30 protein-coding genes, 1 tRNA gene and 1 pseudogene are annotated in these 25,654 nt (G+C 57.1%); 12 read left to right on the forward strand and 20 right to left on the reverse strand.

The genetic code is table 11. From position 1 onward, the window contains the following. On the reverse strand, positions 1-1,269 hold the full coding sequence (locus QE408_RS03225) for an ABC transporter substrate-binding protein (protein WP_306928495.1): 1,269 nt from the start codon (positions 1,267-1,269) through the stop codon (positions 1-3). Positions 1,270-1,528: 259 nt separating this feature from the next. Here QE408_RS03225 and QE408_RS03230 point away from each other — a divergent pair, with 259 nt between their 5' ends. Beyond that, a complete protein-coding gene (locus QE408_RS03230; RefSeq protein ID WP_306930174.1) occupies positions 1,529-2,545 on the forward strand; it encodes a substrate-binding domain-containing protein in 1,017 nt (338 codons plus the stop codon). Positions 2,546-2,757: 212 nt separating this feature from the next. Here the strand turns inward: QE408_RS03230 and QE408_RS03235 are convergent, their stop codons facing one another. The 4 genes from QE408_RS03235 to argH all read right to left on the reverse strand — a co-directional run bounded on the left by QE408_RS03235 (position 2,758) and on the right by argH (position 8,596). Continuing rightward, on the reverse strand, positions 2,758-5,451 hold the full coding sequence (locus QE408_RS03235) for a TIGR02302 family protein (RefSeq protein WP_306928497.1): 2,694 nt from the start codon (positions 5,449-5,451) through the stop codon (positions 2,758-2,760). Positions 5,452-5,613: 162 nt separating this feature from the next. Continuing rightward, positions 5,614-6,882, reverse strand: a complete 1,269-nt coding sequence (gene lysA, locus QE408_RS03240; protein ID WP_306928499.1) for a diaminopimelate decarboxylase — start codon at positions 6,880-6,882, stop codon at positions 5,614-5,616. A gap of 12 nt (positions 6,883-6,894) precedes the next feature. Continuing rightward, on the reverse strand, positions 6,895-7,089 hold the full coding sequence (gene lptM, locus QE408_RS03245; protein ID WP_306928501.1) for an LPS translocon maturation chaperone LptM: 195 nt from the start codon (positions 7,087-7,089) through the stop codon (positions 6,895-6,897). A 106-nt stretch (positions 7,090-7,195) separates the two neighbouring features. Further along, complete coding sequence (gene argH, locus QE408_RS03250; RefSeq protein WP_306928503.1) at positions 7,196-8,596, reverse strand: argininosuccinate lyase; 1,401 nt, start codon at positions 8,594-8,596, stop codon at positions 7,196-7,198. Positions 8,597-8,618: 22 nt separating this feature from the next. Here argH and tlpA point away from each other — a divergent pair, with 22 nt between their 5' ends. Next, positions 8,619-9,287: a thiol:disulfide interchange protein TlpA gene (gene tlpA / locus QE408_RS03255; protein ID WP_306928504.1), complete on the forward strand. Its 669-nt coding sequence runs from the start codon at positions 8,619-8,621 to the stop codon at positions 9,285-9,287. Here the strand turns inward: tlpA and QE408_RS03260 are convergent, their stop codons facing one another. The 7 genes from QE408_RS03260 to QE408_RS03290 all read right to left on the reverse strand — a co-directional run bounded on the left by QE408_RS03260 (position 9,288) and on the right by QE408_RS03290 (position 14,736). Beyond that, a complete protein-coding gene (locus QE408_RS03260; protein WP_306928505.1) occupies positions 9,288-10,169 on the reverse strand; it encodes a 3-hydroxybutyryl-CoA dehydrogenase in 882 nt (293 codons plus the stop codon). Between the two features lie 164 nt (positions 10,170-10,333). Then, positions 10,334-11,263: an electron transfer flavoprotein subunit alpha/FixB family protein gene (locus QE408_RS03265; protein ID WP_306928506.1), complete on the reverse strand. Its 930-nt coding sequence runs from the start codon at positions 11,261-11,263 to the stop codon at positions 10,334-10,336. A gap of 23 nt (positions 11,264-11,286) precedes the next feature. Further along, positions 11,287-12,033, reverse strand: coding sequence for an electron transfer flavoprotein subunit beta/FixA family protein (locus QE408_RS03270; protein ID WP_306928507.1), 747 nt, complete (start codon positions 12,031-12,033; stop codon positions 11,287-11,289). Between the two features lie 182 nt (positions 12,034-12,215). Next, complete coding sequence (locus tag QE408_RS03275) at positions 12,216-12,992, reverse strand: rhomboid family intramembrane serine protease (protein ID WP_306928510.1); 777 nt, start codon at positions 12,990-12,992, stop codon at positions 12,216-12,218. A 29-nt stretch (positions 12,993-13,021) separates the two neighbouring features. Further along, a complete protein-coding gene (locus QE408_RS03280; RefSeq protein WP_306928512.1) occupies positions 13,022-13,609 on the reverse strand; it encodes a cob(I)yrinic acid a,c-diamide adenosyltransferase in 588 nt (195 codons plus the stop codon). Position 13,610: 1 nt separating this feature from the next. Further along, the gene (locus QE408_RS03285) at positions 13,611-13,808 is read right to left on the reverse strand and encodes a twin transmembrane helix small protein (RefSeq protein WP_062423947.1); all 198 of its coding nucleotides are present in this window, start codon (positions 13,806-13,808) and stop codon (positions 13,611-13,613) included. A gap of 94 nt (positions 13,809-13,902) precedes the next feature. Then, positions 13,903-14,736: an SDR family oxidoreductase gene (locus QE408_RS03290; RefSeq protein WP_306928514.1), complete on the reverse strand. Its 834-nt coding sequence runs from the start codon at positions 14,734-14,736 to the stop codon at positions 13,903-13,905. A gap of 171 nt (positions 14,737-14,907) precedes the next feature. On the opposite strand from QE408_RS03290, the gene QE408_RS03295 reads away from it, so the two are divergent. Next, on the forward strand, positions 14,908-15,816 hold the full coding sequence (locus QE408_RS03295) for a YihY/virulence factor BrkB family protein (protein ID WP_306928516.1): 909 nt from the start codon (positions 14,908-14,910) through the stop codon (positions 15,814-15,816). On the opposite strand, the gene gluQRS is transcribed toward QE408_RS03295, so the two are convergent. Beyond that, positions 15,787-16,683, reverse strand: a complete 897-nt coding sequence (gene gluQRS / locus QE408_RS03300; RefSeq protein ID WP_373465479.1) for a tRNA glutamyl-Q(34) synthetase GluQRS — start codon at positions 16,681-16,683, stop codon at positions 15,787-15,789. The two genes, QE408_RS03295 and gluQRS, sit on opposite strands and share 30 nt — an antisense overlap. 38 nt (positions 16,684-16,721) lie before the next feature. On the opposite strand from gluQRS, the gene QE408_RS03305 reads away from it, so the two are divergent. Continuing rightward, positions 16,722-17,366, forward strand: a complete 645-nt coding sequence (locus QE408_RS03305; protein ID WP_306928520.1) for a DNA-3-methyladenine glycosylase family protein — start codon at positions 16,722-16,724, stop codon at positions 17,364-17,366. A gap of 99 nt (positions 17,367-17,465) precedes the next feature. Beyond that, positions 17,466-18,023 carry an HNH endonuclease gene (locus tag QE408_RS03310; RefSeq protein WP_113261506.1) on the forward strand — a complete coding sequence of 186 codons (558 nt, stop codon included), beginning with the start codon at positions 17,466-17,468 and terminating at the stop codon, positions 18,021-18,023. A 28-nt stretch (positions 18,024-18,051) separates the two neighbouring features. Here the strand turns inward: QE408_RS03310 and QE408_RS03315 are convergent, their stop codons facing one another. Next, a complete protein-coding gene (locus tag QE408_RS03315; protein WP_306928522.1) occupies positions 18,052-18,567 on the reverse strand; it encodes a disulfide bond formation protein B in 516 nt (171 codons plus the stop codon). 228 nt (positions 18,568-18,795) lie between these two features. Here QE408_RS03315 and QE408_RS03320 point away from each other — a divergent pair. From QE408_RS03320 to QE408_RS03335, 4 genes are all read left to right on the forward strand, one after another. Beyond that, positions 18,796-18,880, forward strand: a tRNA-Leu gene (locus QE408_RS03320). Positions 18,881-19,230: 350 nt separating this feature from the next. Then, positions 19,231-19,710, forward strand: coding sequence for a hypothetical protein (locus QE408_RS03325; RefSeq protein ID WP_306928524.1), 480 nt, complete (start codon positions 19,231-19,233; stop codon positions 19,708-19,710). After that, positions 19,700-20,206, forward strand: a complete 507-nt coding sequence (locus QE408_RS03330) for a helix-turn-helix domain-containing protein (protein WP_306928526.1) — start codon at positions 19,700-19,702, stop codon at positions 20,204-20,206. Before QE408_RS03325 ends, QE408_RS03330 begins: the two co-directional genes overlap by 11 nt. Further along, positions 20,199-20,600 (forward strand): hypothetical protein, encoded by a 402-nt coding sequence (locus tag QE408_RS03335; RefSeq protein ID WP_306928527.1) that lies wholly within the window; start codon positions 20,199-20,201, stop codon positions 20,598-20,600. Before QE408_RS03330 ends, QE408_RS03335 begins: the two co-directional genes overlap by 8 nt. A gap of 89 nt (positions 20,601-20,689) precedes the next feature. Here the strand turns inward: QE408_RS03335 and QE408_RS03340 are convergent, their stop codons facing one another. From QE408_RS03340 to QE408_RS03360, 5 genes and pseudogenes are all read right to left on the reverse strand, one after another. Beyond that, on the reverse strand, positions 20,690-21,829 hold the full coding sequence (locus QE408_RS03340; RefSeq protein ID WP_306928529.1) for a tyrosine-type recombinase/integrase: 1,140 nt from the start codon (positions 21,827-21,829) through the stop codon (positions 20,690-20,692). A 297-nt stretch (positions 21,830-22,126) separates the two neighbouring features. Beyond that, positions 22,127-22,432, reverse strand: a pseudogene (locus QE408_RS03345) (HNH endonuclease signature motif containing protein). A 29-nt stretch (positions 22,433-22,461) separates the two neighbouring features. Then, on the reverse strand, positions 22,462-23,022 hold the full coding sequence (locus tag QE408_RS03350; protein WP_306928531.1) for a hypothetical protein: 561 nt from the start codon (positions 23,020-23,022) through the stop codon (positions 22,462-22,464). Positions 23,023-23,231: 209 nt separating this feature from the next. After that, a complete protein-coding gene (locus QE408_RS03355) occupies positions 23,232-23,495 on the reverse strand; it encodes a hypothetical protein (protein WP_306928532.1) in 264 nt (87 codons plus the stop codon). A 61-nt stretch (positions 23,496-23,556) separates the two neighbouring features. Beyond that, entirely contained in the window at positions 23,557-23,751 is a 195-nt protein-coding gene (locus tag QE408_RS03360; protein WP_306928534.1) for a hypothetical protein, read from the reverse strand. A 217-nt stretch (positions 23,752-23,968) separates the two neighbouring features. On the opposite strand from QE408_RS03360, the gene QE408_RS03365 reads away from it, so the two are divergent. Further along, positions 23,969-24,184 carry a hypothetical protein gene (locus QE408_RS03365; RefSeq protein ID WP_306928535.1) on the forward strand — a complete coding sequence of 72 codons (216 nt, stop codon included), beginning with the start codon at positions 23,969-23,971 and terminating at the stop codon, positions 24,182-24,184. A 5-nt stretch (positions 24,185-24,189) separates the two neighbouring features. Next, complete coding sequence (locus QE408_RS03370) at positions 24,190-24,498, forward strand: hypothetical protein (protein WP_306928537.1); 309 nt, start codon at positions 24,190-24,192, stop codon at positions 24,496-24,498. Here the strand turns inward: QE408_RS03370 and QE408_RS03375 are convergent. Beyond that, a complete protein-coding gene (locus tag QE408_RS03375) occupies positions 24,495-25,202 on the reverse strand; it encodes a LexA family protein (protein WP_306928538.1) in 708 nt (235 codons plus the stop codon). The genes QE408_RS03370 and QE408_RS03375 overlap by 4 nt on opposite strands. 50 nt (positions 25,203-25,252) lie before the next feature. On the opposite strand from QE408_RS03375, the gene QE408_RS03380 reads away from it, so the two are divergent. Further along, complete coding sequence (locus QE408_RS03380) at positions 25,253-25,549, forward strand: carph-isopro domain-containing protein (RefSeq protein WP_306928539.1); 297 nt, start codon at positions 25,253-25,255, stop codon at positions 25,547-25,549. Positions 25,550-25,654: the final 105 nt, after the last annotated feature.

Genomic DNA, 25,654 nt, shown 5'->3' on the forward strand with positions numbered 1-25,654 from the left:
TTACCAGGCACTGCCCTTGAGATCGGTCAGCTCGACTTCGAGAAGCTCGAGGTTTTCGGCAGCCGAGCCGGAGCCGGAGAGGGTGTTGTGGACGGCACCCCAGAATTTCGACGAGACCTCGTTGTATTTCACCTTGGTTGCCGCTGACGGACGCGGAACGGCCGTCTCGAAGATCGGCTTCCACTGCGGCATGAAGGGTTGCGCGGCCGCGACATCCTTGTCGTCATAAAGCGCAGCAATCGTCGGCATGTTGGAAAGCTCTACCGCCCGCTTCTTCTGCGTTTCAGCAGAGGTCAGGAACTTGACCAGCTCAATGGCTGCGTCCTGGCTCTTCGAGTACTTCGAGACTGCGACATTCCAGCCGCCCAAGGTCGAGGCAGGCGCCTCACCCTCCGCGCCCGCTGGCAGCGGCGCGACGCCGAACTTGCCCTTGATGGCGCTATCGGCGCCATTGCCGAGAGCATAGGCATAGGGCCAGTTGCGCATGAAGACGGAATTGCCGGTCTGCCAGACGCCGCGGGCCTCCTCCTCCTTATAGGCCAGCGCGCCCTGGGGCGAGATGGTGCCGATCCAGCTCTTGGCCATATCGAGAGCGGCAGCGGCCTTTTCGTTGTTGATGCTGATATCGCCATTGGTCTCGACGATATGCCCACCGCCAGCGGACGCCACCCATTCGAGTGCGTTGCAGGTCAGGCCTTCATAAGCGCTGCCCTGGAACACGAAGCCCCAGAGATCCTTCTGGCCAGCTGCACGCTCCTTGTCCTGAATTTCCTTGGCAGTCTCGGCCATCTCCTTCCACGTCTTCGGCGGCTGCTTGCCGTATTTGTCGAGCAAATCCTTTCGATAGAACATCGCCGGCGCGTCGGTATACATCGGCATGGCCACGAGCTTGCCATCCACCGTCTGCGACGCGACCACGGACGGGAAATGCTCGCCGATCACGTCCTTGGCCGCCGCCGTCAGATCGACAAACTGGTCGGCAAGCTGTGGTGCCCAGACGATATCCGTCTGGTAGACGTCCACATCCGTGTTTCCGGCTGCAAGCCAAAGACGATACTGGCTGAACTGCTCGCTGGATGATGGCGGCATCGTCACGAGCTTCACCTTATGGCCACTCTGCTTCTCGAATTCGGCCAGCCGCTCACGAATGAAGTTGAGATTTTTGCCGGTGGAATTGGCCGCCATGGCAATCTCTGCTGCCTGCGCGGATGCAGCAAAAGCCAAAAGGCTGCCGCATAGGAACAAGGCCCTTTTAGAAAAGTTCGTCATCATTCTCCTCCCTCTGAAACTTTGACGATGCATAAATTGAAAACGCTTTCAATTTTTTGAAGCTTACAATTCCTCTTCAACCTGTCAATAGGTCATGAAATGGGATTCCCAAGCGCTATTCTCTGTGCAGCGCACCAACGATGAAGAAACCTATGGATTCCAATGCTTCATCTACATTTTCTAATTTTAAATCGCTTTCGATTTTTGTTGCTTGAAAAATTCGCTCTGAGCTAGCATGCAGATGAAAACGGCGGACATCATGAAGCTCAAGGAATTCGCAGAACAGGTTGGCCTTTCTCCAACGACAGTCAGCCGTGCACTTGGAGGCTATCCAGAGGTTCGTCAGGAAACCCGCGAGCGGGTGATGGAGGCTGCGCGCAGACTTGGCTATCGCCCCAATGCCAATGCCGTGCGGCTTGTCACAGGACGCGCAGGCGCCATCGGCGTGGTCATGGGCCGCAGCGGCGGCGGTCACTTTTTTTCCGAATTCATGGGCGGCATGGCCGCGCGCCTGGAAGGGCAGGAAACCGATATTCTCGTCAGCGTCGCCATCGACAACAATCTCGATGAGGAACTGGCAATCTTCAACCGTCTGGCGGCAAGCGGCAAGGTAGATGGCATCGTCGTCCATTCACCCCGCCCGGCGGATGAGCGCATCGCTCTGCTCCATCGGCTCGGCGTTCCCTTCATCGTCCACGGTCGATCGAAGACGTCCTTCCCACATGCCTGGCTCGATATCGACAATCGCGACGTCACCTATCGCCCCACCATGCATTTCCTCGAACGCGGACACCGGCGCATTGCGATGATCAATGGGCCCAAGGGCCGAACATTCGTTAACGACCGCGAACAGGGTTTCAGCGACGCGCTTTCGGAATACGGGCTCTCGCCCGACCCGAAGCTGATGATGAACGAGCATTTCAGCGAGGAAACGGCCTTTCGATTCGCCCGCGCGCTTCTGGAGCAACCATCGCGCCCCACGGCCTTCGTGGCCGGCGCGATGATGACGGCTCAAGGCGTCTATCGCGCCGCCACGCAATTGGGTCTCGTCATCGGCAAGGACGTGTCCGTCATCGCTCATGACGACGTGTTTCCCTACTTGACGCCTGAGAGCATGCTGCCGCCGCTCTCCACCACACGCTCGTCCATGCGGATGGCGGGCATGCGCGTGACCGAACTTCTGCTTCAGATCATCTCCGGTAGGCCGGTGCAGGAATGCCAGGAATTGTGGCCGGTGGAACTGATCCTGCGTCAGTCCACAGGCGCCCCCGCCTGACAGGCAACAGAGCGCTTACCGCTTGTTCTGGAGCGGTGTATGTCCTTTAGGACGCTTGAGGTCTCTGAGACGACGCATCTGACCGCCACACAACCCGTGACGGCTTCAGGTCTAATGTTTGCCAAGCTTAAGTCACCGCCGAGGCGAGTGGCGGAGTGCGTCATCAAGATAGCCCGCCTATCCTGCCGCCATTGAAGTCGGATAAAAAGCGCCTACTGCTGAATATCAAGCAATCGCTCGAGATAGCGGCGCTCCACATCCGCAGGCGGATTATTGCCGAGCTTCTCACGGATCGCTTCAAGAATTTCACGCGCACGCTGCACGTCTATCTCATCCGGCACCCGAACCTGTGAATCACCGAAATCAGGGCCGGAATTGGCGCGTGGACGGCCAAGCGGATCGCGACCGTTCTGGTCGCCCTGCCCCATCATACCCTGCTGACCTTGGCCCGGCTGCTGGCCCTGCTGGCGCATGGCCTGCATGATCTGGCCCATCATATCCTGCGCGCCTTGGCGCAACGCATTCAGCGCATTGCCTTGGCCTTCGACAGCCCGTTCGCCGCGGCCCTGACCCAGCGCTTCGCCGGCGCCCTTCATTTCCTGCTCGGCCTTGCCGAAATTCTGCCCCGGCTCCATGCCGAGATCGCGAAGGCCCTTTTGAAGATCACCGAGCTGCTTGCCCAGTCCCTCCTGCTGCTGACGCAGATTTTTCAACGCGTCACGAAGCTGTTGGGCTGTCATCTGATCGGGGTTTTGTCCTTGCCCATTCTGCTGCTGGCCCTGCTGCTGTTGACCCTGCTGGCCCTGTTGCTGGTCGCCGGGCTGCTGCTGGCCGTTTTCGCCCATCTGCTGCTCGCCGCCCTCTTCGCCCTCTTGCGGATCGCCGCGCTGCATGCGGTCGCGTAGCGCCTGATCGAGCTTGAAGGTCTCGTCCATCAACTTCTGCTGCTGCTGCATGATCTCGCCCAGCTTGTCGATCTGCTGGCGCAGCTGGCTGTTTTCCTGCTGCTGGCCCTGCTGACCGCGCTGCGGCCTGCCGGCCTGCAGGTTGTTCATCATGCGCTGCATCTGCGACAGCATTTCCTGCGCCGCATCGCGGTTGCCGGAGCGGGCAAGGTTCTCGATCTGGTTCATCATGTTTTCCAGATCGCGTTGGCGCAGCACGTTTTGCGCCTGCTGGTTCATATTGCCCTGCGGCGCATTCTGCATGCGCTGCGCGAGTTCCTTCATGAACTCGTTCATTGCCTCGCGAAGCTCCTGCATCAGCTTGGCAATTTCCTCATCCGGCGCCTTGCGCTCCAGTGCCTGAGAAAGGGCATCCTGCGCATCACGCAAGCGCTTTTCCGCCTGAGACAGATCGCCATCCTCGATGCCAAGCGCAATTTCCCAGAGGTAATCCGCGGCGTCCTTCAGCATCTCCTCATTGTAGGCAAGCTTCATACGCGTCTGCGCCGATTGCAGCAGAAGATAGTGCGTCTTGTTGGGAATGGTCTCTTCCGGACGCAGGCTGACCGCCTCGTTATAGGCGATCGCCTTCGGCATCTGGCGCGTGTCGAGCGAAAAGATCTGACGCTGTTCGGCAACCGAGGCCGCAAGCGGCTCGGAAAAATTGCGCCCTGGGAGGATCATCTCCTGCGGCGGGCTCTTGCCCACTTGCCCTGCGCCATCCGTTGCCACCAGCGTGATCCGGACGCGTTTTCCCGCCATCGGATGTTCGGTCAGATTGCGGCTCGTCACACCCTTCATGTCACGCGGGTTTTGGCGGGGAAGATCGAGCTTGTATTCCGGCGGCGGATAAAGCGGCGTCGCGCCAGCCTGAACGTCGAGAGGCTCGATCACGGCATGGGCTTCACGCACGCCATAATCGTCCTTGGCGGTAAAGCCGATCTCCAGCGCGCCATTGGCTGCCCTGCGCGGCAAATTGTCGAAGGCGATGACCGGTGGCTTGTCCGGGATGATATTGAAGAACCAGGACTGGCCGTTGGCCTCGATCGTGCCGCTTTCTCTGAATTCCATCGTAAAGGTGCGGGGCGCAACAGTGGCCTGCCCCTCTGGGCTTGGTTGCGGCGGCGCGGCTGCAACGGTCGCCTTATCCTGTGCCCCATCCGGCGCAAGCTTTTGCAACGCGCCGGCCTCGTCAGGCTCGAAAGTAACCTCTTCCTGGCCTGCCCCGCCGGTCATGCGGATCGTCAGCTTGGAGGATTGGGGAACGGAGACCGCATCGGCACGATCGGCGTTCTGGCTGGTGAGAAAAATCGGCGCCCGACCGGTATAGGATGGCGGCGTCACCCAGGCATCGAGACGGATATCAGGGTTGAGCGGCCCGGAAGCTGGACGGCTGCGAAATGCGTCGGCAATGCTGCCTGCACCGTTCGAATAGGAAAAGCCGAATGCGGCAACGAGGAGCAGTGCCGGGATGGCACGGAGCGCCATCCGGTCGTGACGGGCTATATCCGGCCGCGGCAAACCTGCATCGAGTGCGGCGATCCGCTCGGCCATGCGCATCTGGTGCTCTTTCCACAGAGCACGCGCAATAGGGGTGTCGAAAGCGGGCTCGTCTTCCTGCACGCCGACCGGCTGGTGCGGAAGACCGTTGCGTTCTTCAAGCAGGCGCGACGCCTCTTCCTTCGAGGGCCAGCGCAGACGCGCAATCGGCAAGAGCGCGCTAAGGAATGTAAAGACGAGGATAAAAGCGACTGCCCAGCGCAGCAGGTCGGGCATTTGCCGGAACAGGCCAAACCAGCCAAGCGAAAGAAACAACGCGGCGATCGACAGAGGCAGAAGCGTTTTCGGCGCAAGGCGCTCGGCAAAGAGGACGAGCTTCGCAAAGAACCGCTTGGCTGCCACGCGCCGAGCCAGCTCAGGTCTCTTGTCGAAAGCGCCTTTTCCGCCTTGCCTGGTGGTCATCAATCCGTTCTCCCGGTCTGGCCACACGATCTCGCAATTGCCGCAGCCGCGAAATCTCTCAGTGCAACAGCGTGCAGGATACCATTGTTTGTGGCGAAGACGAGGGCAAGCTGGCGCTTGCCCCGTATTTTTCCTGCTGGTCGCCTAATCGTGATTGCAATGTCAGTCGAGCCAGGCGGGCACGGAGTCGAGCGCGATCAGCTCTTCATAGGTGCCGCGTGGGCGGATGACGTGGAACTGGTCGCCATTGACCAGCACTTCCGGCACGAGAAGACGCGAATTGTAGGTGCCAGCCTGCACCGCGCCATAGGCACCGGCGGAGCTGACGGCAATGAGATCGCCGGGCTCAGGTGCTGACATCTCGCGGTCGAGCGCCAGATAATCACCCGTCTCGCAGACCGGTCCCACGACATCGGCCTTGATCCGCGCCGCATCGGCCGAAGGCTGCACGACGGGACGGATGCCGTGATAGGCTTCATAAAGCGTCGGACGGATCAGATCGTTCATCGCCGCGTCAACGATGACGAAAGCCTTTTCGCCGCCGTCCTTCACATAGAGAACTTCGGTCACGAGGATACCGGCATTACCGACGATCAGGCGCCCCGGCTCGGTGACGATCTTGCAGTTGAGGCTCTTCAGCTCGTTCTTGACGATATGCGCATAGGCATCCGGCAAAGGCGGCGGGTTGTTGTCGTCCTTGTAGGGAATGCCCAAGCCCCCACCGATATCCACATGGCTGATCCTGTGGCCGTCTGCACGCAAAGATTCCACCAGTTCGCGAAGAAGCCGGAACGCATCTTCGAAAGGCTGCAGCTCAGTGATCTGGCTGCCGATATGCATGTCGATGCCGCTGACGTCGATGCCGGGAAGTGTTGCGGCATGGGCATAGACGGCCCGCGCGCGCTGATAGGAAATGCCGAACTTGTTTTCCTTCTTGCCGGTCGAAATCTTGGCGTGAGTCTTGGCGTCTACATCCGGGTTGATGCGGAAGGAGACATGCGCCTTCTTGCCGGCCTTTACCGCACGCAGGTTGAGAACCTCGAGTTCCGGCTCCGATTCCACGTTGAAGCAATAGATGCCAGCCTCCAGCGCCAGATCCATTTCAGCCGGTGTCTTGCCGACGCCGGAAAACATGATGCGGCTTGCCGGGACGCCAGCGGCCAGTGCGCGACGAAGCTCGCCGCCTGAGACGACGTCGATACCCGCGCCAAGCTTTGCCAGTGTCTTCAACACCGCCTGGTTCGAATTGGCCTTCATGGCGTAGCAGACCATCGCGTCCACATCGCTGAAAGCTTGCGAGAACACCTTGTAGTGACGCTCGAGCGTCGCCGTCGAATAGACGTAAAACGGTGTCCCGACAGCCTTGGCGATTTCAGGCACGGGAACGTTTTCGGCGTGCAGCACGCCGTCGATGTAATGAAAATGGTTCACGGCTGCAATCCGTTACAGAAGCTTGTCGAGGATGAAGGGGCGTTCCGGTGTCTTTTCCACCTTGTTGCTGGAGCGCTGGTTACGCTGCTCGACTGGCGTGTTTGGCGCATCGAGATCGCCCTTGCGGCCGCAGCTGGAGAGAGCAAGACCTGCGGCGAGCGCTACGCTAACCGGAATGATGATACTGCGAGAGGTTTTAAAGAGCATGGACCCGTCCAAAGGAAATCTTGCATCTCTGATACCGAAAAACAGGGCGCTTGTGCACCCTGTTTCTTGTGATGGTGGCGTAACGCCAGATTGATCGGTCGCTCGATCAGTTACGACCGCGCCACCAGGCAATCTGCTTGCGCACTTCAGACGGCGCGGTACCGCCGAAGCTGGTGCGGCTTGCAACCGACGCCTCGACCGACAGCACATCAAAGACGCTGGCGGTGATCGCCGAATTGATCGCCTGGAGTTCCTCAAGAGAGAGATCGGCGAGATCGCAACCCTTTTTCTCAGCAAGTGCCACAGCATGGCCCGTGACGTGATGCGCATCGCGGAATGGAAGGCCCGCTTCACGCACAAGCCAGTCAGCAAGATCCGTCGCGGTCGAGTAACCGGAACCGGCAGCGGCGCGCATGCGATCGGCTCGCACCTCCAGATCGCGGATCATGCCGGTCATGGCGGCAATCGCAAGCTCAAGGCTTTCGGCTGCATCGAAGACCTGTTCCTTATCTTCCTGCATGTCTTTCGAATAGGCGAGCGGCAGACCCTTCATCACGGTCAACAATGCGACCAGCGAGCCGTTGATGCGGCCGGTCTTGGCGCGCACCAGTTCCGCGGCGTCGGGATTCTTCTTCTGCGGCATGATGGAGGAACCGGTCGAGAAGGCATCCGACAGACGGATAAAGCCGAACTGCGGCGTCGACCAGATGACGATTTCTTCCGCCAGACGCGAAAGATGGGTAGCGCAGATCGACGCGATCGAGAGAAACTCCAAGGCAAAGTCGCGGTCCGACACGGTGTCGATGGAGTTGCGGGTGGGCTCACGGAAGCCAAGGGCATTCGCCGTCATATGGCGGTCGATCGGATAACCGGTGCCAGCGAGAGCCGCGGCCCCGATCGGGCTTTCATCCAGATGCTCGATGGCATGGCGAACACGGGCGCGGTCGCGGCCAAACATTTCGACATAGGCCATGCAGTGGTGTCCGAAGGTCACCGGCTGTGCCGTCTGTAGATGGGTAAAGCCCGGCATCACGGTATCGGCATGCTGCTCGGCACGGTCGAGGAAGGCCGCGATCAATGCGCTCAACATGCCTTCGGTCTTCTGCAACTCTTCCTTGACCCAAAGGCGGAAATCGAGCGCCACCTGGTCGTTGCGCGAGCGCGCCGTGTGCAAGCGTCCAGCGGCGGGGCCGATCAGATTGGCCAGGCGGGCTTCGATGTTCATGTGAATATCTTCGAGCTTGCGCGAAAACTCGAAGGTACCGGCCTCGATTTCTGACAGGATCGTGTTCAGACCCTCGATGATCTTGTCTTTATCTTCGGCGGAAATAATGCCTTTTGCAGCGAGCATGGTGGCGTGGGCGATGGAGCCGCGAATATCCTGGGCGTAAAGCTTCTTGTCGAAGCCAATGGAGGCATTTATCTCTTCCATGATGGCTGAGGGACCGGAGGCAAAGCGTCCGCCCCACATCTGGTTGGAGGATTTTTGTTCTGCGCCGTCAGCCATTGTGCATGCCCTGGAGTATTCGATGACAGAAAAAAGACCTTTCAGACTTCCTTCCGCCAGACTTGTTGCAATTGCCGCCATCGCCGGCATTGTCAGCGGCGGGGGAGTGGTGTTGTTCAGGCATATTGGGTCTGAAGCACAGGTTCAAGGGGCAGCGGTGGCGGATGCGGCTTTATGTGAGGGCGCTGCCAAGCGCATCGCCAGCATCGGGCCTCTGCTGAAAGGCCAGATCGCAGCGATGGCGCCGACGGAGAAGCCCCGCGTCATTCCGCTTTCGTTCAAGTCCGCCGAGGGCACCGCGATGACGCAAGCGGATCTCAAGGGCAAGACCGTTCTGCTGAATCTCTGGGCCACATGGTGTGTGCCCTGCCGCGAGGAAATGCCGGCTCTCAACGCCTTGGAAAAGGAAAAAGGCAGCGATGCATTCGAGGTCGTGACGATCAACATCGACAATGGCGAGGATGACAAGCCGAAGGCCTTTATGAGCGAATACAAGATCGATTCGCTTAAGCTTTATCGCGACAGCTCGATGGGTGTCTTTAATACGTTGAAGAAGGAGGGCCTTGCCTTTGGCCTGCCAGCCACCCTGCTTCTGGACGACAAAGGCTGCCTACTGGCCTCGATGAACGGCCCCGCCGCGTGGGATAGTCCCGATGCGAAGGCGCTGGTGACTGCAGCCACGCAGCCCTGATCAGCGGGTCGGGACCGGAATCTCGCCGCGATAATCATAGAAACCGCGGCCCGATTTACGGCCAAGCCAGCCTGCTTCGACATATTTGACCAGCAATGGGCAGGGGCGATATTTGCTGTCGGCCAGGCCGTCATGCAGCACCTGCATGATCGAAAGACACGTGTCGAGACCGATGAAGTCGGCAAGTTGCAACGGACCCATGGGATGGTTGGCACCGAGCTTCATGGCCGTATCGATGGCTTCCACCGTGCCGACACCTTCGTACAGCGTATAAATCGCCTCGTTGATCATCGGCAGAAGAATGCGGTTGACGATGAAGGCGGGGAAATCTTCTGCAACAGTGATCGCCTTATCGAGCGAGCGGACATAGTCCTTGGCAGTATCGAAGGTCTTTTCGCCAGTCGCGATGCCGCGCACCAGTTCGACGAGCTTCATCACCGGCACGGGGTTCATGAAGTGAATACCCATGAACTGCTCCGGACGGTCCGTTGCAGAGGCTAGGCGGGTGATCGAGAGAGACGAGGTATTGGTAGCAAGCAGGGCTTCTGGCTTCAGCACTGGGCAGACCTGCGCGTAGATCTTGCGCTTCACCTCTTCGTTTTCCGTGGCAGCCTCGATGACAAGATCCATGGCCGCAAGATCGTTCAAATCCGAAGAGCCACCGATCAGGCCGAGCGCCGACTTGCGCGCATCGTCCTCAAGCTTACCGTTGGAGACCTGTCTCGCCAGATTGCCGTTGATGGTGGCAAGCCCAGCTTCAATCCGGTCCTTCGACACGTCGTAGATATGCACCTTGTAGCCTGCCAGCGCAGACACGTGCGCAATGCCGCAGCCCATCTGACCGGCTCCGATGACACCGATGTTCTTGAGTGGGGCTGTCATGCATATATCTCCTGTCAGGTTCGTCTCAGCGCTGATTACATCCAAGCGCGTCTCGGTCTCTTAGACTGACCCTGTTGCGCGTCAGGTCTTCGTTGTTGCGCATATTGCCACAAAACGAAAGCGGCGCGTCGGTAAAAACGCGCCGCTTCCTATCATTGCGGTTATCAGATTGTTTTTTCAAGCTCTGGAAGGGCTTCGAACAGGTCTGCGACAAGACCGTAATCGGCCACCTGGAAGATCGGTGCCTCTTCGTCCTTGTTGATGGCGACGATAACCTTGGAGTCTTTCATGCCCGCCAGATGCTGGATGGCACCGGAAATGCCGCAGGCGATGTAAAGCTGCGGTGCAACCACCTTGCCCGTCTGGCCAACCTGCCAGTCGTTCGGCGCATAGCCGGCATCGACCGCAGCGCGCGATGCGCCGACGGCAGCACCCAGCTTGTCGGCAACTGGCAGAATGACTTCCTTGAACTTCTCGGAAGAACCGAGCGCGCGACCACCCGAAATGATGATCTTGGCAGAAGTGAGTTCCGGACGGTCGGAAGAGGCAAGCGCGTCCGAAACGAAGGAGGAAACGCCAGGGTTCTCCGCCGCCGAGACGGCTTCGACGGAGGCAGAGCCGCCAGCCTGAGCCGGAGCAAAGGATGCGGTACGAACGGTGATGACCTTCTTGGCGTCGGTCGACTGAACCGTCTGGATAGCGTTACCGGCATAGATCGGACGCTTGAAGGTGTCGGAGGAAATGACGTCCGTGATTTCGGAAATCTGCGCCACATCGAGAAGTGCTGCCACGCGTGGCAGCACATTCTTCGCCGAGGCCGTCGCAGGTGCGATGATCACGTCATAGGATGCGGCAAGCGCAACGATCAGGGCAGCCAGCGGCTCGGCCAACTGGTTGGCATAGGATGCGTCGTCGGCAAGCAGAACCTTGGACACGCCGGAGAGCTTTGAAGCTTCATCGGCTGCTGCCTTGGCGCCGGAACCGGCGACCAGCACATGCACGTCGCCGCCAATTTGCGTTGCCGCCGTCAGCGTCTTTGCTGTCTGGTCGGAAAGGGTTGCATTGTCGTGTTCTGCCAGAAGAAGAATGGCCATGGTTTATCTCCCTTTCGCTTTCCTTAGAGAACGCCGTCAGCTTTGAGCTTGGACACCAGCTCAGATACGGATCCGACCTTGACGCCTGCCTTGCGGCCAGCGGGCTCTTCGGTTTTCAGAACCTTGAGGCGCGGCGCGATATCGACGCCGAAATCGGCTGGCGACTTCTTGTCGAGCGGCTTCTTCTTGGCTTTCATGATGTTCGGCAGCGACGCATAACGCGGCTCGTTGAGACGAAGGTCGGTGGTGACGACGGCGGGAAGCTTCAGCTCGACAGTCTGGAGACCGCCATCCACTTCGCGCGTCACAGCAACCTTGCCGTCAGACGGCTCAACCTTGGAGGCAAAGGTACCCTGACCCCAGCCGAGAAGCGCTGCCAGCATCTGGCCCGTCTGGTTGGAATCGTCGTCAATCGCCTGCTTGCCGACAATGACGAGACCAGGGTTCTCCGCCTCGACAACACCCTTCAGCAGCTTGGCAACCGCCAGCGGCTCCACAGTCTCGTCGGTTTCGATGAGCACGGCGCGGTCAGCACCCATGGCGAGCGCGGTACGCAGCGTCTCTTCGGCCTTTGCAGGACCGATGGAGACGACGATCACTTCCTCAGCCTTGCCGGCCTCTTTCAGGCGTAGCGCTTCTTCAACGGAGATTTCGTCGAAAGGGTTCATCGACATCTTGACGTTGGCAAGCTCTACACCCGAGCCATCCGCCTTGACGCGGATCTTCACGTTGTAGTCCACCACACGCTTTACTGGGACAAGGATCTTCATCGGCAGCCTTCTTTCAACTCCTGACCATAAAGCGCATACGCCAAACGGTCCTCCTGACAATCAAGTTGAGCCATGGATACGCATTTTTCCAATGAGATCAACGGAACAATGCTCATGACGCGATGCACTCACGAAATATCTTACGTTGACGTGAACGTAAATACTCGCTCTCAGAATAATTTTCACGGAATGCTGTCGGATGGCCGTTCCGTTTGCGACACGCCAGCGTCTTGCAGCACATGATTTTTATGCTGGACTGCCCGGGGCGTGACCAGCGTTCGATCAAACAGTGGAACGCCGCTTCGCCGAAAGAAAACGACGAGGATGGCCCCTGTCACGATGCCACCGACGTGCGCCGCCCAGGAGACGCTTTCTTCCGGGTACAAGAGCAACATGACGAACTGCTGGCCGACCCAAAACGCCAAGGGAATAAAGGCTGGAAGCGGCACCGGAATGCGCATGAAAACCAGTACCCAGACCCGCACACGGGGATGCAGCAGAAGGTAGGCAGCGACCACACCGGAAACAGCGCCGGATGCCCCGATCAGCGGTCCTTGAGATTGCGGCGCGATGAAGCCGTGAAACAGCGCTCCGGCGGCGGCGCAAGCAAGATAGAAGATCAGGAAGCCGAGATGGCCAAACGCATCTTCCACATTGTCGCCGAACACCCAGAGAAACACCATGTTGGAAGCGAGGTGCCAGAAGCTCAAGTGAAGAAACGCATAGGTGACGATCGTGGCATCGGTCGGGACCAGCACCAGCGAAGGATCGAGAGACGCATAATCGAACAGAACGGCGGGAATGAAACCAAGCCCCAATACCGCAGCGCTCGCCTGCTGCTCGCTCGAAAATGCACCCACGACGAGCCAGACAAGAATGTTGATGCCGATCAGCGACATCGTCACATATTGCAGTTTGATGTGCTTCAGCGAGTTCGCATCATGCAGCGGAATGAACATGGAATGCGACCTCTACTTCTACGCTCGACTTAGCGATTCTTTCCCGGTACCCAGAGGATATCCGCCTTTATCGCGTCGGCGTTGTGATTGGCAAAACGCGCGGCAACGAAGAGAAAGTCGGAAAGGCGGTTGATGTATTTCAACGCCGCGGGGCTGACAATCTCGCCTTCCGTCTTCGCAAGCTCCACGATACGCCGCTCCGCCCGTCTGGACACCGTGCGTGCCAGATGCAGATACGCTGCCGCAGCCGAGCCGCCGGGCAGGACGAATGATTTGAGATCGGACAGCGTGTCGTTTAAGGCATCGATTTCCTTTTCGATGCGTGAGACTTGCGATTCAACGATCCTCAACGGCTCGTAAGACAAGGGCTTGCCATCATCGGGCGTAGCCAGATCCGCGCCAAGGTCGAAAAGATCGTTCTGAATGCGAGACAGCATGGCGTCGAGTTCGGGAAGGTCTGTCGTATGAAGGCGCGCCATGCCGATGACCGAATTTGTCTCGTCCACATCGCCGTAGCTTTCTACCCGAAGATCATATTTTGCCCGGCGCGGACCGGAGACCAGAGCCGTGGTACCGTCATCGCCGGTCCGTGTATAAATCTTGTTGAGTTTTACCATATCAGCGTCCGCCTCCTGTCAACCACAAGGTTAGCATGATCAAAACAATCGCCACGGCCTGAAGAATTAGCCGCAGCTGCATCAGCTGGTTGGAACGGTTGGCATCGGTCCCCTTCAGCATGTTGAAAAGACCGCGAATGAGAACCAGCACGACCAGCCCCATGACAATGACCGCAAGCACGGTGGTAAAGCTGGACATCCTATTGCCTCCCTAAGCATGTCGCGCGCACGTGTTCCGCGGTTTGCGATAATGACCACTGCAAAGCGTTCTAACGGATGAGACGGCGATTTAGCTAGTCGAACTTGCGTAGAAGTCTGTAAAATAGAGAAGCTGGTAGAAGTCGCTTCAATAATGCACCCTGCTTTGCCGGCCGAGTGACGATGTAGTGCGGCTTTGGACGACGCGCGGTCAAAGCGTGATGCAATTCCTTGTACACCGCTTCAGGGCCAAGCTTATGCTTGTTGACCGGCCCGCTGCCATCAAGCCGGGCAAGCTGGCGTCGATAGTCCTGCGCATGCACCGAATTCTCGGTATCGATATTGGCCTTGATATGCTTCAAAGCAGTCGCCGTAAAATTCGAAGCGATCGGGCCGGGCTCGATAAGGCTGACATGAATGCCACTGCCCTCAAGCTCCATGCGCAAGGTGATGCCGAGCCCCTCCAAAGCAAATTTCGATGCGTTGTAAGCGCCGCGATATCGATAGGGCACGAGGCCGAGAATGGAAGAGCAATGGACGATTCGCCCCTGCCCGCGTCTGCGCATGAATGGAATGACACGGCAGGTCAGGTCGTGCCAGCCGAAGACATTGGTCTCGAACTGCTGGCGCAGCACCTCCACAGAAATGTCTTCCACCGCGCCAGCCTGTCCATAAGCGCCGTTGTTGAACAGCGCATCGATCCTGCCGCCCGTGCGGGCTGCCACCTCATCGACCAGCGCGGAGATGGTCTCAGGCCGGCTGTAGTCCATGATGAGCGCCTCGATGCCCTGACCTTCCAGTGCCGCCAAATCTTCCGTTCGGCGCACCGTGGCAAAGACCCGCCAGCCATCGCGGTGGAGCGCGCCCGCGCAATAAGCACCGATCCCGGTGGAGCATCCGGTGATGATGATGACCGGCTTTTCAGACATGGTTTCCTCGACACTCAGGAAGCAGGTAAAGAAGATTGCGTCCTGCTGAATAGCGCACAATTCTTATCGATAAAATGGAACCGATGCGTGGCCTCGGGCACTATACAATTCAAAACCCATTTTCCATATTTCATTGCATCTTACGAATGAAATGCTGATCAAGGAGGTGACATGGCTGCCGCTTTAAGCCTCGCCCGCAAGGTTGCCTACGACGCCTATATCCACTTTGCCGAGGATGATGGTTGGGCCATGGCGAGCCACGTGGCGCTATCGGGTCTCTTGGCACTTTTCCCGTTTCTGATTTTCGGTACGGCGCTCGCAAGCTTCCTGGGTGCGGACCAGTTTTCCGAAACTGCTGTCCATCTGATCTTCGACACATGGCCGGAGGCAATCGCCGGGCCGCTTGCGGCTCAGGTTCAGCAGGTTTTGACGATACCGCGTGGCGGGCTCTTGACCATCTCGGTTCTGGCAGCCGCCTACTTCGCCTCCAACGGCGTGGAGGCCATTCGCATCTCGCTCAACCGTGCCTATCGCGTCACCGAAACCCGGTGGTGGTACGTCACGCGTCTGCTCAGCCTCTTTTACGTCGTGCTCGCCGTGATCGTCTTTGCCGGCATCAGCATCGTGCTGGTTGCCGTTCCCGTCGCGTTGAAATTCGTTGAAACCCGCTCGCCCCTTCTGACCGAGGTGTTGCAGTTGGTTTCCAACCTCGGCCTCTATGGAACGATCGTAGTGCTGACAGTCGGCCTCGTTGCCGCCCATCTCTGGCTACCGGCTGGCCGTCGCAAGCTGTGGGACGTACTGCCGGGCATTCTGCTGACGATGATTTTCTGGATCATTGGCGCGGCCATCTTTGCCTATTACCTTGCCACCTTCGCCAACTATGCCGCCACCTATGCCGGTCTGGCTTCTGTGATGATCGTCCTCGTGTTCCTTTACATGGTCGGCGTCATCTTCATGCTGGGCGCGGAAGTCAACGCGGCGCTGATGAAGTACCGCGTTCGCCGGGTGGTGAAGGCTGGCATCCGCACCGGCAGCCTGAGGCGGGCACTAGAGGCCGATGAGGCGGCGGACATCTGACGGCGTGCGACCGGCCTCGCGCAGGACTGCCAGGCCTGCGCTGCCCTCGCTCTTCGACAGCTTGCGCCCATCCGCGCCCAAGATGAGGCGGTGGTGGTGATAATCCGGTACAGGCAGATCCAACAGCACCTGAAGCAGACGGTGGACCGAGGTGGCGTGGAATAAATCGAGCCCGCGCACAACCTTCGTCACGCCCTGAAGCGCGTCATCAACAACGACGGAAAGGTGATAGCTGGATGGAGCGTCGGATCGCGACAGCACCACATCGCCCCACGCCGCCGGATGCGCTTGAACCCGAGTATCAATGCCCTGCCCGCACTCGGTCCAGGCCAACGGCTCAGAGAGCTGTGCCAAGGCTCTGTCCATGTCCAGCCGCCACGCATGTTTCACGCCAGACGCCAACAAAGCTTCGACCTCATGAAAGCCCCGCGCCTTGTCCAACGGCGGATAAAGCGGTGCGCCATCCGGATCGCGCGGCCAGCTTCGACCGGCCGATTCGTAGTCCGAGACGAAGGCCTTGATCTCGCCACGGCTCATGAAGGCAGGATAGACCAGCCCCATCTCGATAAGACGATCAAGTGCTGCCCGATATTGCGAAAAATGCTCCGACTGCCGCCGAACCGGTTCCTCCCAACGCAAGCCGAGCCAACGCAAATCCTGATAGATGCTCTGTTCGAAGGCAGGTGTACAACGCGTCAGATCGATGTCTTCGACGCGCAGCAGAAAACGCCCACCTTGCGCGACAGCCATGTCATGGTTCAGGAAGGCCGAAAGCGCATGCCCAAGATGCAGTTGGCCGTTGGGACTGGGCGCGAAGCGAAAAACCGGATTTTGACGAAGGGGTAAAATCATGATGTCTTCTGCCACGTTTTGCGGCGGGCTGTCATTATGGGCTGGGTTCTAAGATGAAGATCATCCAATCCATGGCCGATATCGAGGAGGGCGTGTCCGCACTTCGCCTGATCGATCCCCGTCTGGAGCCCGTGATCGATCAGGCGGGTTCTATCCCGCTCAGGCTGAATGAGGCGGGTTTTGCCGGATTGGCGCATATCATCGTTTCGCAGATGGTGTCTCGCGCCAGCGCCGATGCCATCTGGCGCCGCATGATCGCGGGAACGGGCGTGATGACGGCCGAGCGTTTTCTTGCCGTCGACGAGGCGACCCTCTCAAGCTTCGGCTTGTCCAATGCCAAACGCACGACGCTTTTGTCCCTCGCCACGGTCGTAGCCGCCAGAGAGCTGGACCTCATCGGCATCACCAACCTCGAACCGACCAGCGCGATGCACCGATTAACCGCGTTGAAAGGCATCGGACCTTGGACGGCCGAGGTCTATCTGATGTTTTGCGGCGGGCACGCGGATATCTTCCCGGCAGGTGATGTGGCGCTTCAGGCCGCCATCATGCACGCATTCGAATTGCAAGCACGTCCGACCCGACAAGAGCTCGTCGAAAGAACACTTTCCTGGTCGCCATGGCGCTCGGTCGCCGCGCGCATTTTCTGGGCCTACTACGCCTCGATCACGCGGCGCGATGCGCTGCCGATTGCCTGAAATCTGCCTTTCTTTCCGCGCTTCATTTAGAGGCTTCACAATCCTGTAACAACGGACCTAATATACAGATGCAGATGCCGAATCGGTCAGGAGACGCCCTTGACGATTGCAGTTTCACCACAGGCCCTGCCCGCGCTCGTACTGAACGCAGACTATAGGCCACTGAGTTATTATCCCTTGTCGCTCTGGTCCTGGCAGGACGCGATCAAGGCAGTCTTCCTCGACCGTGTGAACATCATCGCGGAATATGACCACGCGGTGTGCTCTCCCAGTTTTTCGATGCGATTGCCGAGCGTCGTCAGCTTGAAGACCTATGTCCAGCCCACGCGAAACCCCGCCTTCACCCGCTTCAACGTGTTCCTTCGCGACAAGTTCGAGTGCCAGTATTGCGGATCTCGCGACGATCTGACATTCGACCACGTCGTCCCCCGCGCCCATGGCGGAGAGACGACATGGCACAATGTCGTCGCAGCCTGCTCTCCCTGCAACCTGAAAAAGGGCAGCAAGCTACCGAAACAGGCCGGCATGTTCCCGCACCAGCATCCCTACCAGCCAACAGTGCAGGACTTGCACAATAATGGGCGGTCCTTCCCGCCGAACTACCTGCACGAAAGCTGGATGGACTATCTCTACTGGGACACCGAATTGCAGCCCTGATATTCCAGGACTGCAATTTTTTTCCGTATCAGACGCTCTTACGGCTTGCGCCCCAGAAGGCGATCCCAGCCAGTACCGCGCTCGCAATCACGTTCCAACCCGCGAAGGAAAGTCCGAGCACCCGAAGTGCTGCCTCATTACAGGATGGCGCCTTGATCGCATTGAGATCGCTCAAGAGATTACCGGCGTTGGTGGTGATCGACGGCGCGCCCGTGGAGCAAGTCGTTGGGCCAGCCCAAAAGCCCCATTCCACGCCCGAATGATAAACGCCGAGCCCAAGACCGATCAGCATGGCAACACCGATCAGGACGAGCAATACCCGGGTTAAGGCAACCGGCAGCTTGAAGACACTGGTGACGATGGCCAGGATACCAATCGGAATGGCGTAATAGTAAGGATCACGCTGCAGCAGGCAAAGCGCGCAAGGCGTGTAACCGCCAATATGCTGGAAACCAAGCGCCGACCCAACTGTAAAGATCATGCCCGCAGTGACGAGCACCGCCGAGACAGAACGGCTTTTTTCTGCTGAGGCTACATAGGTCATGATCGTCCTTCACAACTTTGGAGAATTTTAAAAACACCTGAACAGGTGGAAAATAAGGCGGGATCACACCGCTCTAATCCAGTCAGAGCCGGACTGCAATCCTCAGAGCCACCCAGCGTAGGATGGCGAAACAAAGTTTCGTGAAACACACTTTTCAGCAAAAACAGGTTGACCAAAGACCCGCGGTTCGTATAGTCCGCCGCATACCAACCGACACGCTTCGGAATTGCCCCTTTGGCGGAATTGGTAGACGCGCCTGACTCAAAATCAGGTTCCGAAAGGAGTGCTGGTTCGATTCCGGCAAGGGGCACCATCAACTTTCCAGCAGCCTTGAATAATTTGCTTTTTTAGGCGTTTTTTGTCTCACTTCTGTCAACCTCTTAGGGCGTGGGACAATTTGAGTGCCTTTTTGTTCTTGAAATCTCCTTTGGCGCCCTCACATTTTGTCGACGAGCCTATACTCTTGTAGTGCACGAACCGATGCCCAGCGATGCAACGCAGGGGACGTAGCGCGTTTTCAATTTGACCATCTTCGCGAGCGTTTCAGCTCATTTCCATGCGATTGTGTGAAACACCAGATTCCCGCTATAAGAGAAACGAAAGCGCACGAAAGCGATTCCTCTCAGACGTTAACGCCTTGTTAAAAGGATTTTGTTGACATATATGGCAACATTAGATGAACTTCAAACCGCTGGCGTTTTGTCGCTCTACAAACACAAACACCGTGTCATACCTGGTCGCGGTCGCGAGATGTGGTTTTTTAGGGACGCAGCAAAGTGGCTGCTTGAGGATTTTTGTACCATGGAGCCGTTTTACGAAGACAGTATTGCTCCAAAATTGCAGGCAGCAGTACTTCTGAAGAACTTTGTCGTTGGTGAAGATTTTGAGCCAGAATTGAACTTCTGGCACATGCGGCCAACTGACGATGATGTATTCGAACTAAAAACGGCTGACCTGAGAATTTTTGGATGGTTTCATCGTCCCCGTATTTTTGTTGCTGCGAGGGCGCAGTCTTTCGAGCGAACTCATAATGCCCCCGGAATCCATGCTTACTATCGAGATGAGGTAGTGAAGATGCGACAACAGTTACAACTTGATGAGCCCAAATGGGTGGTAGGAGCCACGGCATCCGATGTCTTTTGAAATAGACGTATCCCCTAAGGAGCTTGCCGGAGCAGAGTTTGTTGCAAAGCTCGGCAGGGCACTCCAGCGCGCGTTATTGGCTAGAAAAGGACAGGGTAAATTTACCCAACAAGAACTTGCTTTACGTCTTGATATCGATCGCGCACGCGTTAATCGCTGCTTTTCGGGTTATGCGAACCTCACTGCTGAAAGCATCGGTGAGATAGCTTGGGCGATGGATGCAGTTCCGGATATTGCGTTCAGTTTTGACAACGGACAGTCGCAACATGCTGTCCAAATCATCGAGTTTAAAAGCAAATCGGAGACAAATCTTGAAGCCAGAAAGGTGCTCACCCTAGGCACAGGATCTCTGTCACAGCAAAACGTTTGGGTTGTTGTTCACCACCAGCAAAAGCATTATTCGTTGCCTATCAATTTTGAGCACAATGAGAGAGGCAACTCTGCGAAGATCGTAAACGATCAATCCAGAAACTGGGAGTTACTTAACCTTGATTAATGATGTTCATGCTTTTTTTTGCGACGATATTCGCCAAGAAATGTCGGGCAAGTTTATTCTAATCGGCGTTTACACCGGGGAGATGAACGTTTCCGTCGGCCCGGCTACATTGCCATTGTCAATGTGGGTTGAAATCGCTGGCTTGCCTGCCGGAAAGCAGAAGTTGAACTTTAGTGTGAGAAAACACGTCGGTTCGCAGCGGACTGAAATTGCTCGCATGGATGTGGAGGTTGAAGTCATGAATGAGAAACTCCCTGTGTCTCTCCCTCTACAGGGACTTCCTGTATCGATTGACTCTGATTGCTCCTTCTCGCTATCGGTCAGTCATGCCGGTCTGCCCGAGCGTCTTGCTGGGACGCTGAGCGTAAAAGCGCTTTTTGCCGAGAATAACTAAAAATCCGTCGATGCAAATGGGCTCATGCCTCTAAGTCCATTTATGGCCTTGTATTAACGTGAGCGGATGCGAAGGACCGTGAACCACTGTTACGCGCTTTTTGACTTAGGTGCCTTATCAGCTGTGTAGGCAACTTCTTTGTCATTTTGTTCCGGCATCAGCTTTTCAACCGCCTTCTTTGCGATCCGCTTTCTATTGGCGTTTTTGGTGTAAGTCGTGGTCTGTGCCTTCGTTACCCATCCATAAATTGCCATCAACTCTTCATCGGTCGCGCCGTTTTCTGCGGCGATGGTCGCGCCTGCTTTTCGCAGTCCATGCGTGGAACAATGGAATAGCTGGGCTTCGTCGCACCAATCCCTCATCTTGTTGCCGAGACCGTTGACCGTGAACGGCTTGCCGAACTCGGTTATCAAGAAGGTCATTTTTCCAGTCTTGCATTCATCAATCGTTGCCTGGAGCGCAGGCAGTACGGGTAAGTCAACATTCACGCCGCTGGATTTGCGCGTCTTACCGGGCCGGATCGAAAGCCAGCCATTGCGAACGTGCTGTCTGCCAATCTTCGAAAGGTCGGCAAGGCGCAAGCCGGTATACATGGCGAGGTGCAGCATCAGGCGCGCTCTGGTGCCGGGTCCATGCACGGACTCGTACTGTCGGATTTCATCGACGGTCCATGTGTGAGTGGCTTTGTCTACGTCAAGCGGCTTGATTTTCGAAGCTGGATTGGTTTCGGCAAGACCCACTTCAATTGCCCAAGAGTACAAGGCCGAAATCGTTTTGATGACGTGATTGCGCGCCCCTGGCGTGTCTCGCAGCTCGTCACGGATTTCTACAACATGCCGCCGAAGCATCTCCGCGTAAGGAAGGTCGCCGCGCCTCGTTTTGCCAAGCTTACTATCGCAAATCTCTTCAAACATTCTAGCGCGTCGGCCATACAGGCCGGGATTGATCTTGTCCCCAATGCGTCGCTTGTATTCCGTTGCCAGCCATTCGAACGTGCCTTCCTTGGCCTTTCGGACCAACAAGGGAGGTTCTTCTACTGTGCCGGGTTTTACGTAGGCAACACCGAGGCGGGCGCATGCCACCTCTTCTTCAAATTCCTTTGTGCCCGGCGTCTCTCGCAGCCGAACTTTCGATTTACCTGGAGCGCGGAAATAGTAACGCGGTTCGCGAGTGCGGAAATCGCGATCAAGGCTCACGCCTTTCGGGAGCTTAATTTTCACTTCTGGCATTGTCCCACGCGTTGCCCTTACTCGTTTCGGGCACTCGCTCACCCTCATCATTAACCCGATGCGGAATTGCTCGGAAGCTTGTCGTCAGCTCTTCCGTGTCCCAAATGTTTCTAGCGCCTATCGATCTTGGGCGCGGCAATGTTCCGGCGTCAACAGCTTTATCGAAGAGCGATGGCGATACGCCGACATATGCCGCCGCCTGTTCCCGGCTGAGACCGAGGACGGCGGGTAAAGGGCAAGCTGTCATGCGCGAATATCCACCCGCCCTGCTTTGGCCTGCTGACCGTTCACGTGCTGTCATTGTTGCACCTCTTCACAGCGCATCCGCTTCGCTTCTTCGCGGCGGATCGCATTACGCTTGCGCGTGACCATCTCCAGATGGTCAGGGTTCGGGTTCACGCAAAGGCGGTTCCGGCATTTGTGGTCAAGTTCCTTCTTGCCGGGGATATAACCATGCTCATTCGTCCACATGGCGATGTGCACGGCGACCGTCTGTCAACCCAGGGACATTCGCGGATAGCCGGCTCCCCGGCCCGTAGTGCCGGAAGTTGGGCCGGTCCAAACCCAGCAACCCGTTTCAGGGTCAATCTGAACGCGGTTCATGATCTTGTCGAAGATAGTTTTGCGGCGGGTCACGCGAGCCTCATTTGCGGTTCGGGCGCACCCTCAACAATCCTCTCGCCCCGCATGCTGAGCATCATGCAGAAATTTGCCACGTCCACCGGATCGCCCTTGATTACGTGTGCATGCAGCATGCGGGACAGGTCTTCGGCGGTGCATTGTTGCTTGCTGTGCCAGCCGCCACGCCCCTTCGCGCGCGCCACCGCCATTTTCATTTTCATGCCAAGCGCGAACTGGTCAATTGCGTCGTCGTCAGGATGGGGATTGCAATGTGAGACACGGCGGGAGAGAGGCCGGGACAGGTCGCCGCCGCCAACCTCCATGGCGTGATGGCGGCAGAGCCGTAAGCCCATCCGCATTTCGAAAATCTCTTCGGCGGGATGCAGGCAACCGTCCTCATCCCCTGCCGTACAGGCGCAAAGCTCGCAGGCGTAATATTGCTGTGGTGGTTTGGCGCGGCCCGTGACCGTGAGAGCTTGAGCATAACCCGCCTCATAACCCTTGTTGTAGGTCGCAGCTCCACGGCGCTGTGTCGCTGATTTGCGAACAGGTTTCGGAAGGTGCTTGCTCATTGGAGGGCCACCATCAGATGGCACCCATAACTACACAGGCTGAAATCAGCGCCGCGAAGCAAATGCCAGCAATCGTCTGCATCATGCGAATGTCATGCGCTGTGGGTGGTGTCTCAATCATAGGGGAAATGCGGAACACGGTGGGTTCTCCTTTATCCGTTCGGGAAACCGCCTCGGCTGGAGGCGGAAACCAGAGCGGATGGGGATTGTCACCCCGGAAGAGGCGTCAGCCTTCGTCCGTTACGAATGTCGCGGCGCGCATGCAGGAGCATCAAATAGGTAATTCTCACCGCATCGAGACCACGTATTTGCTTTGCCTTTAGTCGCCTACGTATCTCTGCGACTTGGCGAAATCGCGCAAATCCGCCGATGATGTAAGGCGCACCCGCTTTCCATCCATCATCAATGTAGGACTGTCTGAAAGCTGGTCCGCAGGCCGCTTTACGGCGCTGCGCTGGTGAAAGTATTGCCATTTCCAGTCTCCATCCGTTCGGGAAACCGCCTCGGCGGGAGGCGGAAACCAGAGCGGATGCGTCAGGCGACGGCGCGCTTGACTTCCACGCTGATGGTGTGGGCGCGCGCCGTGGCGGCTTCACCGCAGCGTGAGATTTCGGCGTCAGTGAACCATTCACGCAGATTGTCTTTGGTGCAGCCCTCGCCCACGCGAAGGATTGCATCGGCCATGGCCTGGGTGAGTTCGTTATCGTTTGCGGTTTCAACGTGCAGCATGCCGTTCTCCAGTCTGTTTGATGAGGATGCGGGCGCGACCTCTTCAGGAGAGGGCTTCCCGGCTTGTTCTCGCCGCGTGCCGGGCGGGTTGAACAGAATGGAAATTAAATCCAATTAATTATTCGGTCAAGCGCTTTATGGAAATAAAATCCAACTTGTGAAAACGACTCGACTCACGGTTCATTTTCGGGAAAATGAGAACTAAAGGAGAACAAAAATGGGCCTTGCACTAAAAAGCTACAGAGCTTTCGAGCTGTTCTTGCGCTGTGAAAACTGCATGCGGGAGACGTCTAGGGTTATCGATGTGCCCCCTGGGGACGACTCTCCGAACGATGCAGATGAATTGATGGAAAGCGGGTTTTTAGCAAACCTATCTTTTTCGTGCGGTCCTTGCGGGCATCCCATTGCGCAGCTGATCGGCATCAAAGGATGAAGAAGATGCGAGAAAATGAAGTGCTAGAGTTTATCGTCGTTCCGCCTTACCACCGGCGCAATGAGTTCGCTGCGTCAGAGGGTTCGTTCGTGGACTTTTTGAAAAGACGTTTCAGAGGATACAGCTTCAAGATCGCCGGAGTTGCGCCGATAGGCGGAGACGACGAAGGCTTCCACATCTTCCCTGTAATGAACTTTGTCGATGATAGTGGCGCAATGCGGATGTGTGAGCCTGTGCAGCCTTGGTTCGTGCGGGAAATCGAAGAAGCTTGCGTAGAGTACGCCACCGATAAAAGACGATCTCTGGCGTCCTAGAAGTTTAGATCATTGATGATGCGGCGGGCGATACCAATAATTTCGACCTGCACGCCGTCATCGCTATGGTAATCTCTTTTAATTATGATCGGCTTATGTCTGGGATTTGCAGAGCGGGGATGAAACTCCGTTCTGTCTTCGTATATTTCGATCTGCTTTACAGACCACTCTCGTGTCTGTCCGCCGTCTTTCGATCTTTCGACTACTACCACCATACCGTCGCGTAGAACGACCTGGTTAGCAACGTCTTCATATGAGACGGTAACGATCCGATCGCCGTCCAAGATTGGGCGAGGCTTCAGGTCATTCATGGAGTCGCCAGACACATCAAAGATCATCTGACGAGCATTGGGGAAGCGATCATCCGGGGGTAAAGAAATAGTCTCACGATCGCTTTGATCGAAACTATCGACCTCACGAAATGTACCCGCTTCCACCTTCCCGATAATTGCCACCGGCACAAGACGCCCGGCCACGGGGGTAACGTTCTGGTTCGAGGTAACGCTTAAACCATCGCGCAACCAGAGCAGCGGAACACTTAAGGCATCCGCCATTTTCTCCATGTTGTTACCGCGTGGCTGGTTAATGTCGCCTCGAAGATATTTGTTGATGCTGTCGTAAGGAATACCGGAGCGGGCGGAAAGCTCCGTCTTCGTCCAGCCCTTTTCGTCTACAGCCTGCTGTAATCTTTGCCACCATTCCATAATGCACATCATAAAGCTGGAGATATTTTCCGTTTTGGATTTCCGCCACCTTGATATTGGATTTTAAATCCACTAATACTGCGAACATGGATGGGAAAACGAATCTCACAGTTGCGCAGGTAATCGAAAAGGCGGGCGGAGCGAAGCAGATCGCCGACGCAAGCCAGCGCTTTGGCGAACCGTTTTCTAAGGATGCTGTTTACAAGTGGCTCAAGAGCGGGATTCCCGACCGCCACTGGGCAATAATTATTTCGCTATCAGGTCTTTCGGTTGAGACAATTTACGGTGCTAACGTTGATGCCCGGTCCCCCGAAAACCAAGTTTCGTTTAAGGAGGCCGCAGAATGACGTGCCTACCTTTTGTTTCGCGCGGCCCAACCTCCCGGCCTGCTGCGACCCGCGCTGGAGCGGTTGTGCTGACAGGTTCCGGCGCGGGGCATTCTCGTTTTGCAT

The sequence above is a fragment of the Agrobacterium larrymoorei genome (genome assembly GCF_030819275.1).
In the GTDB taxonomy this organism is placed as follows: domain Bacteria; phylum Pseudomonadota; class Alphaproteobacteria; order Rhizobiales; family Rhizobiaceae; genus Agrobacterium; species Agrobacterium larrymoorei_B.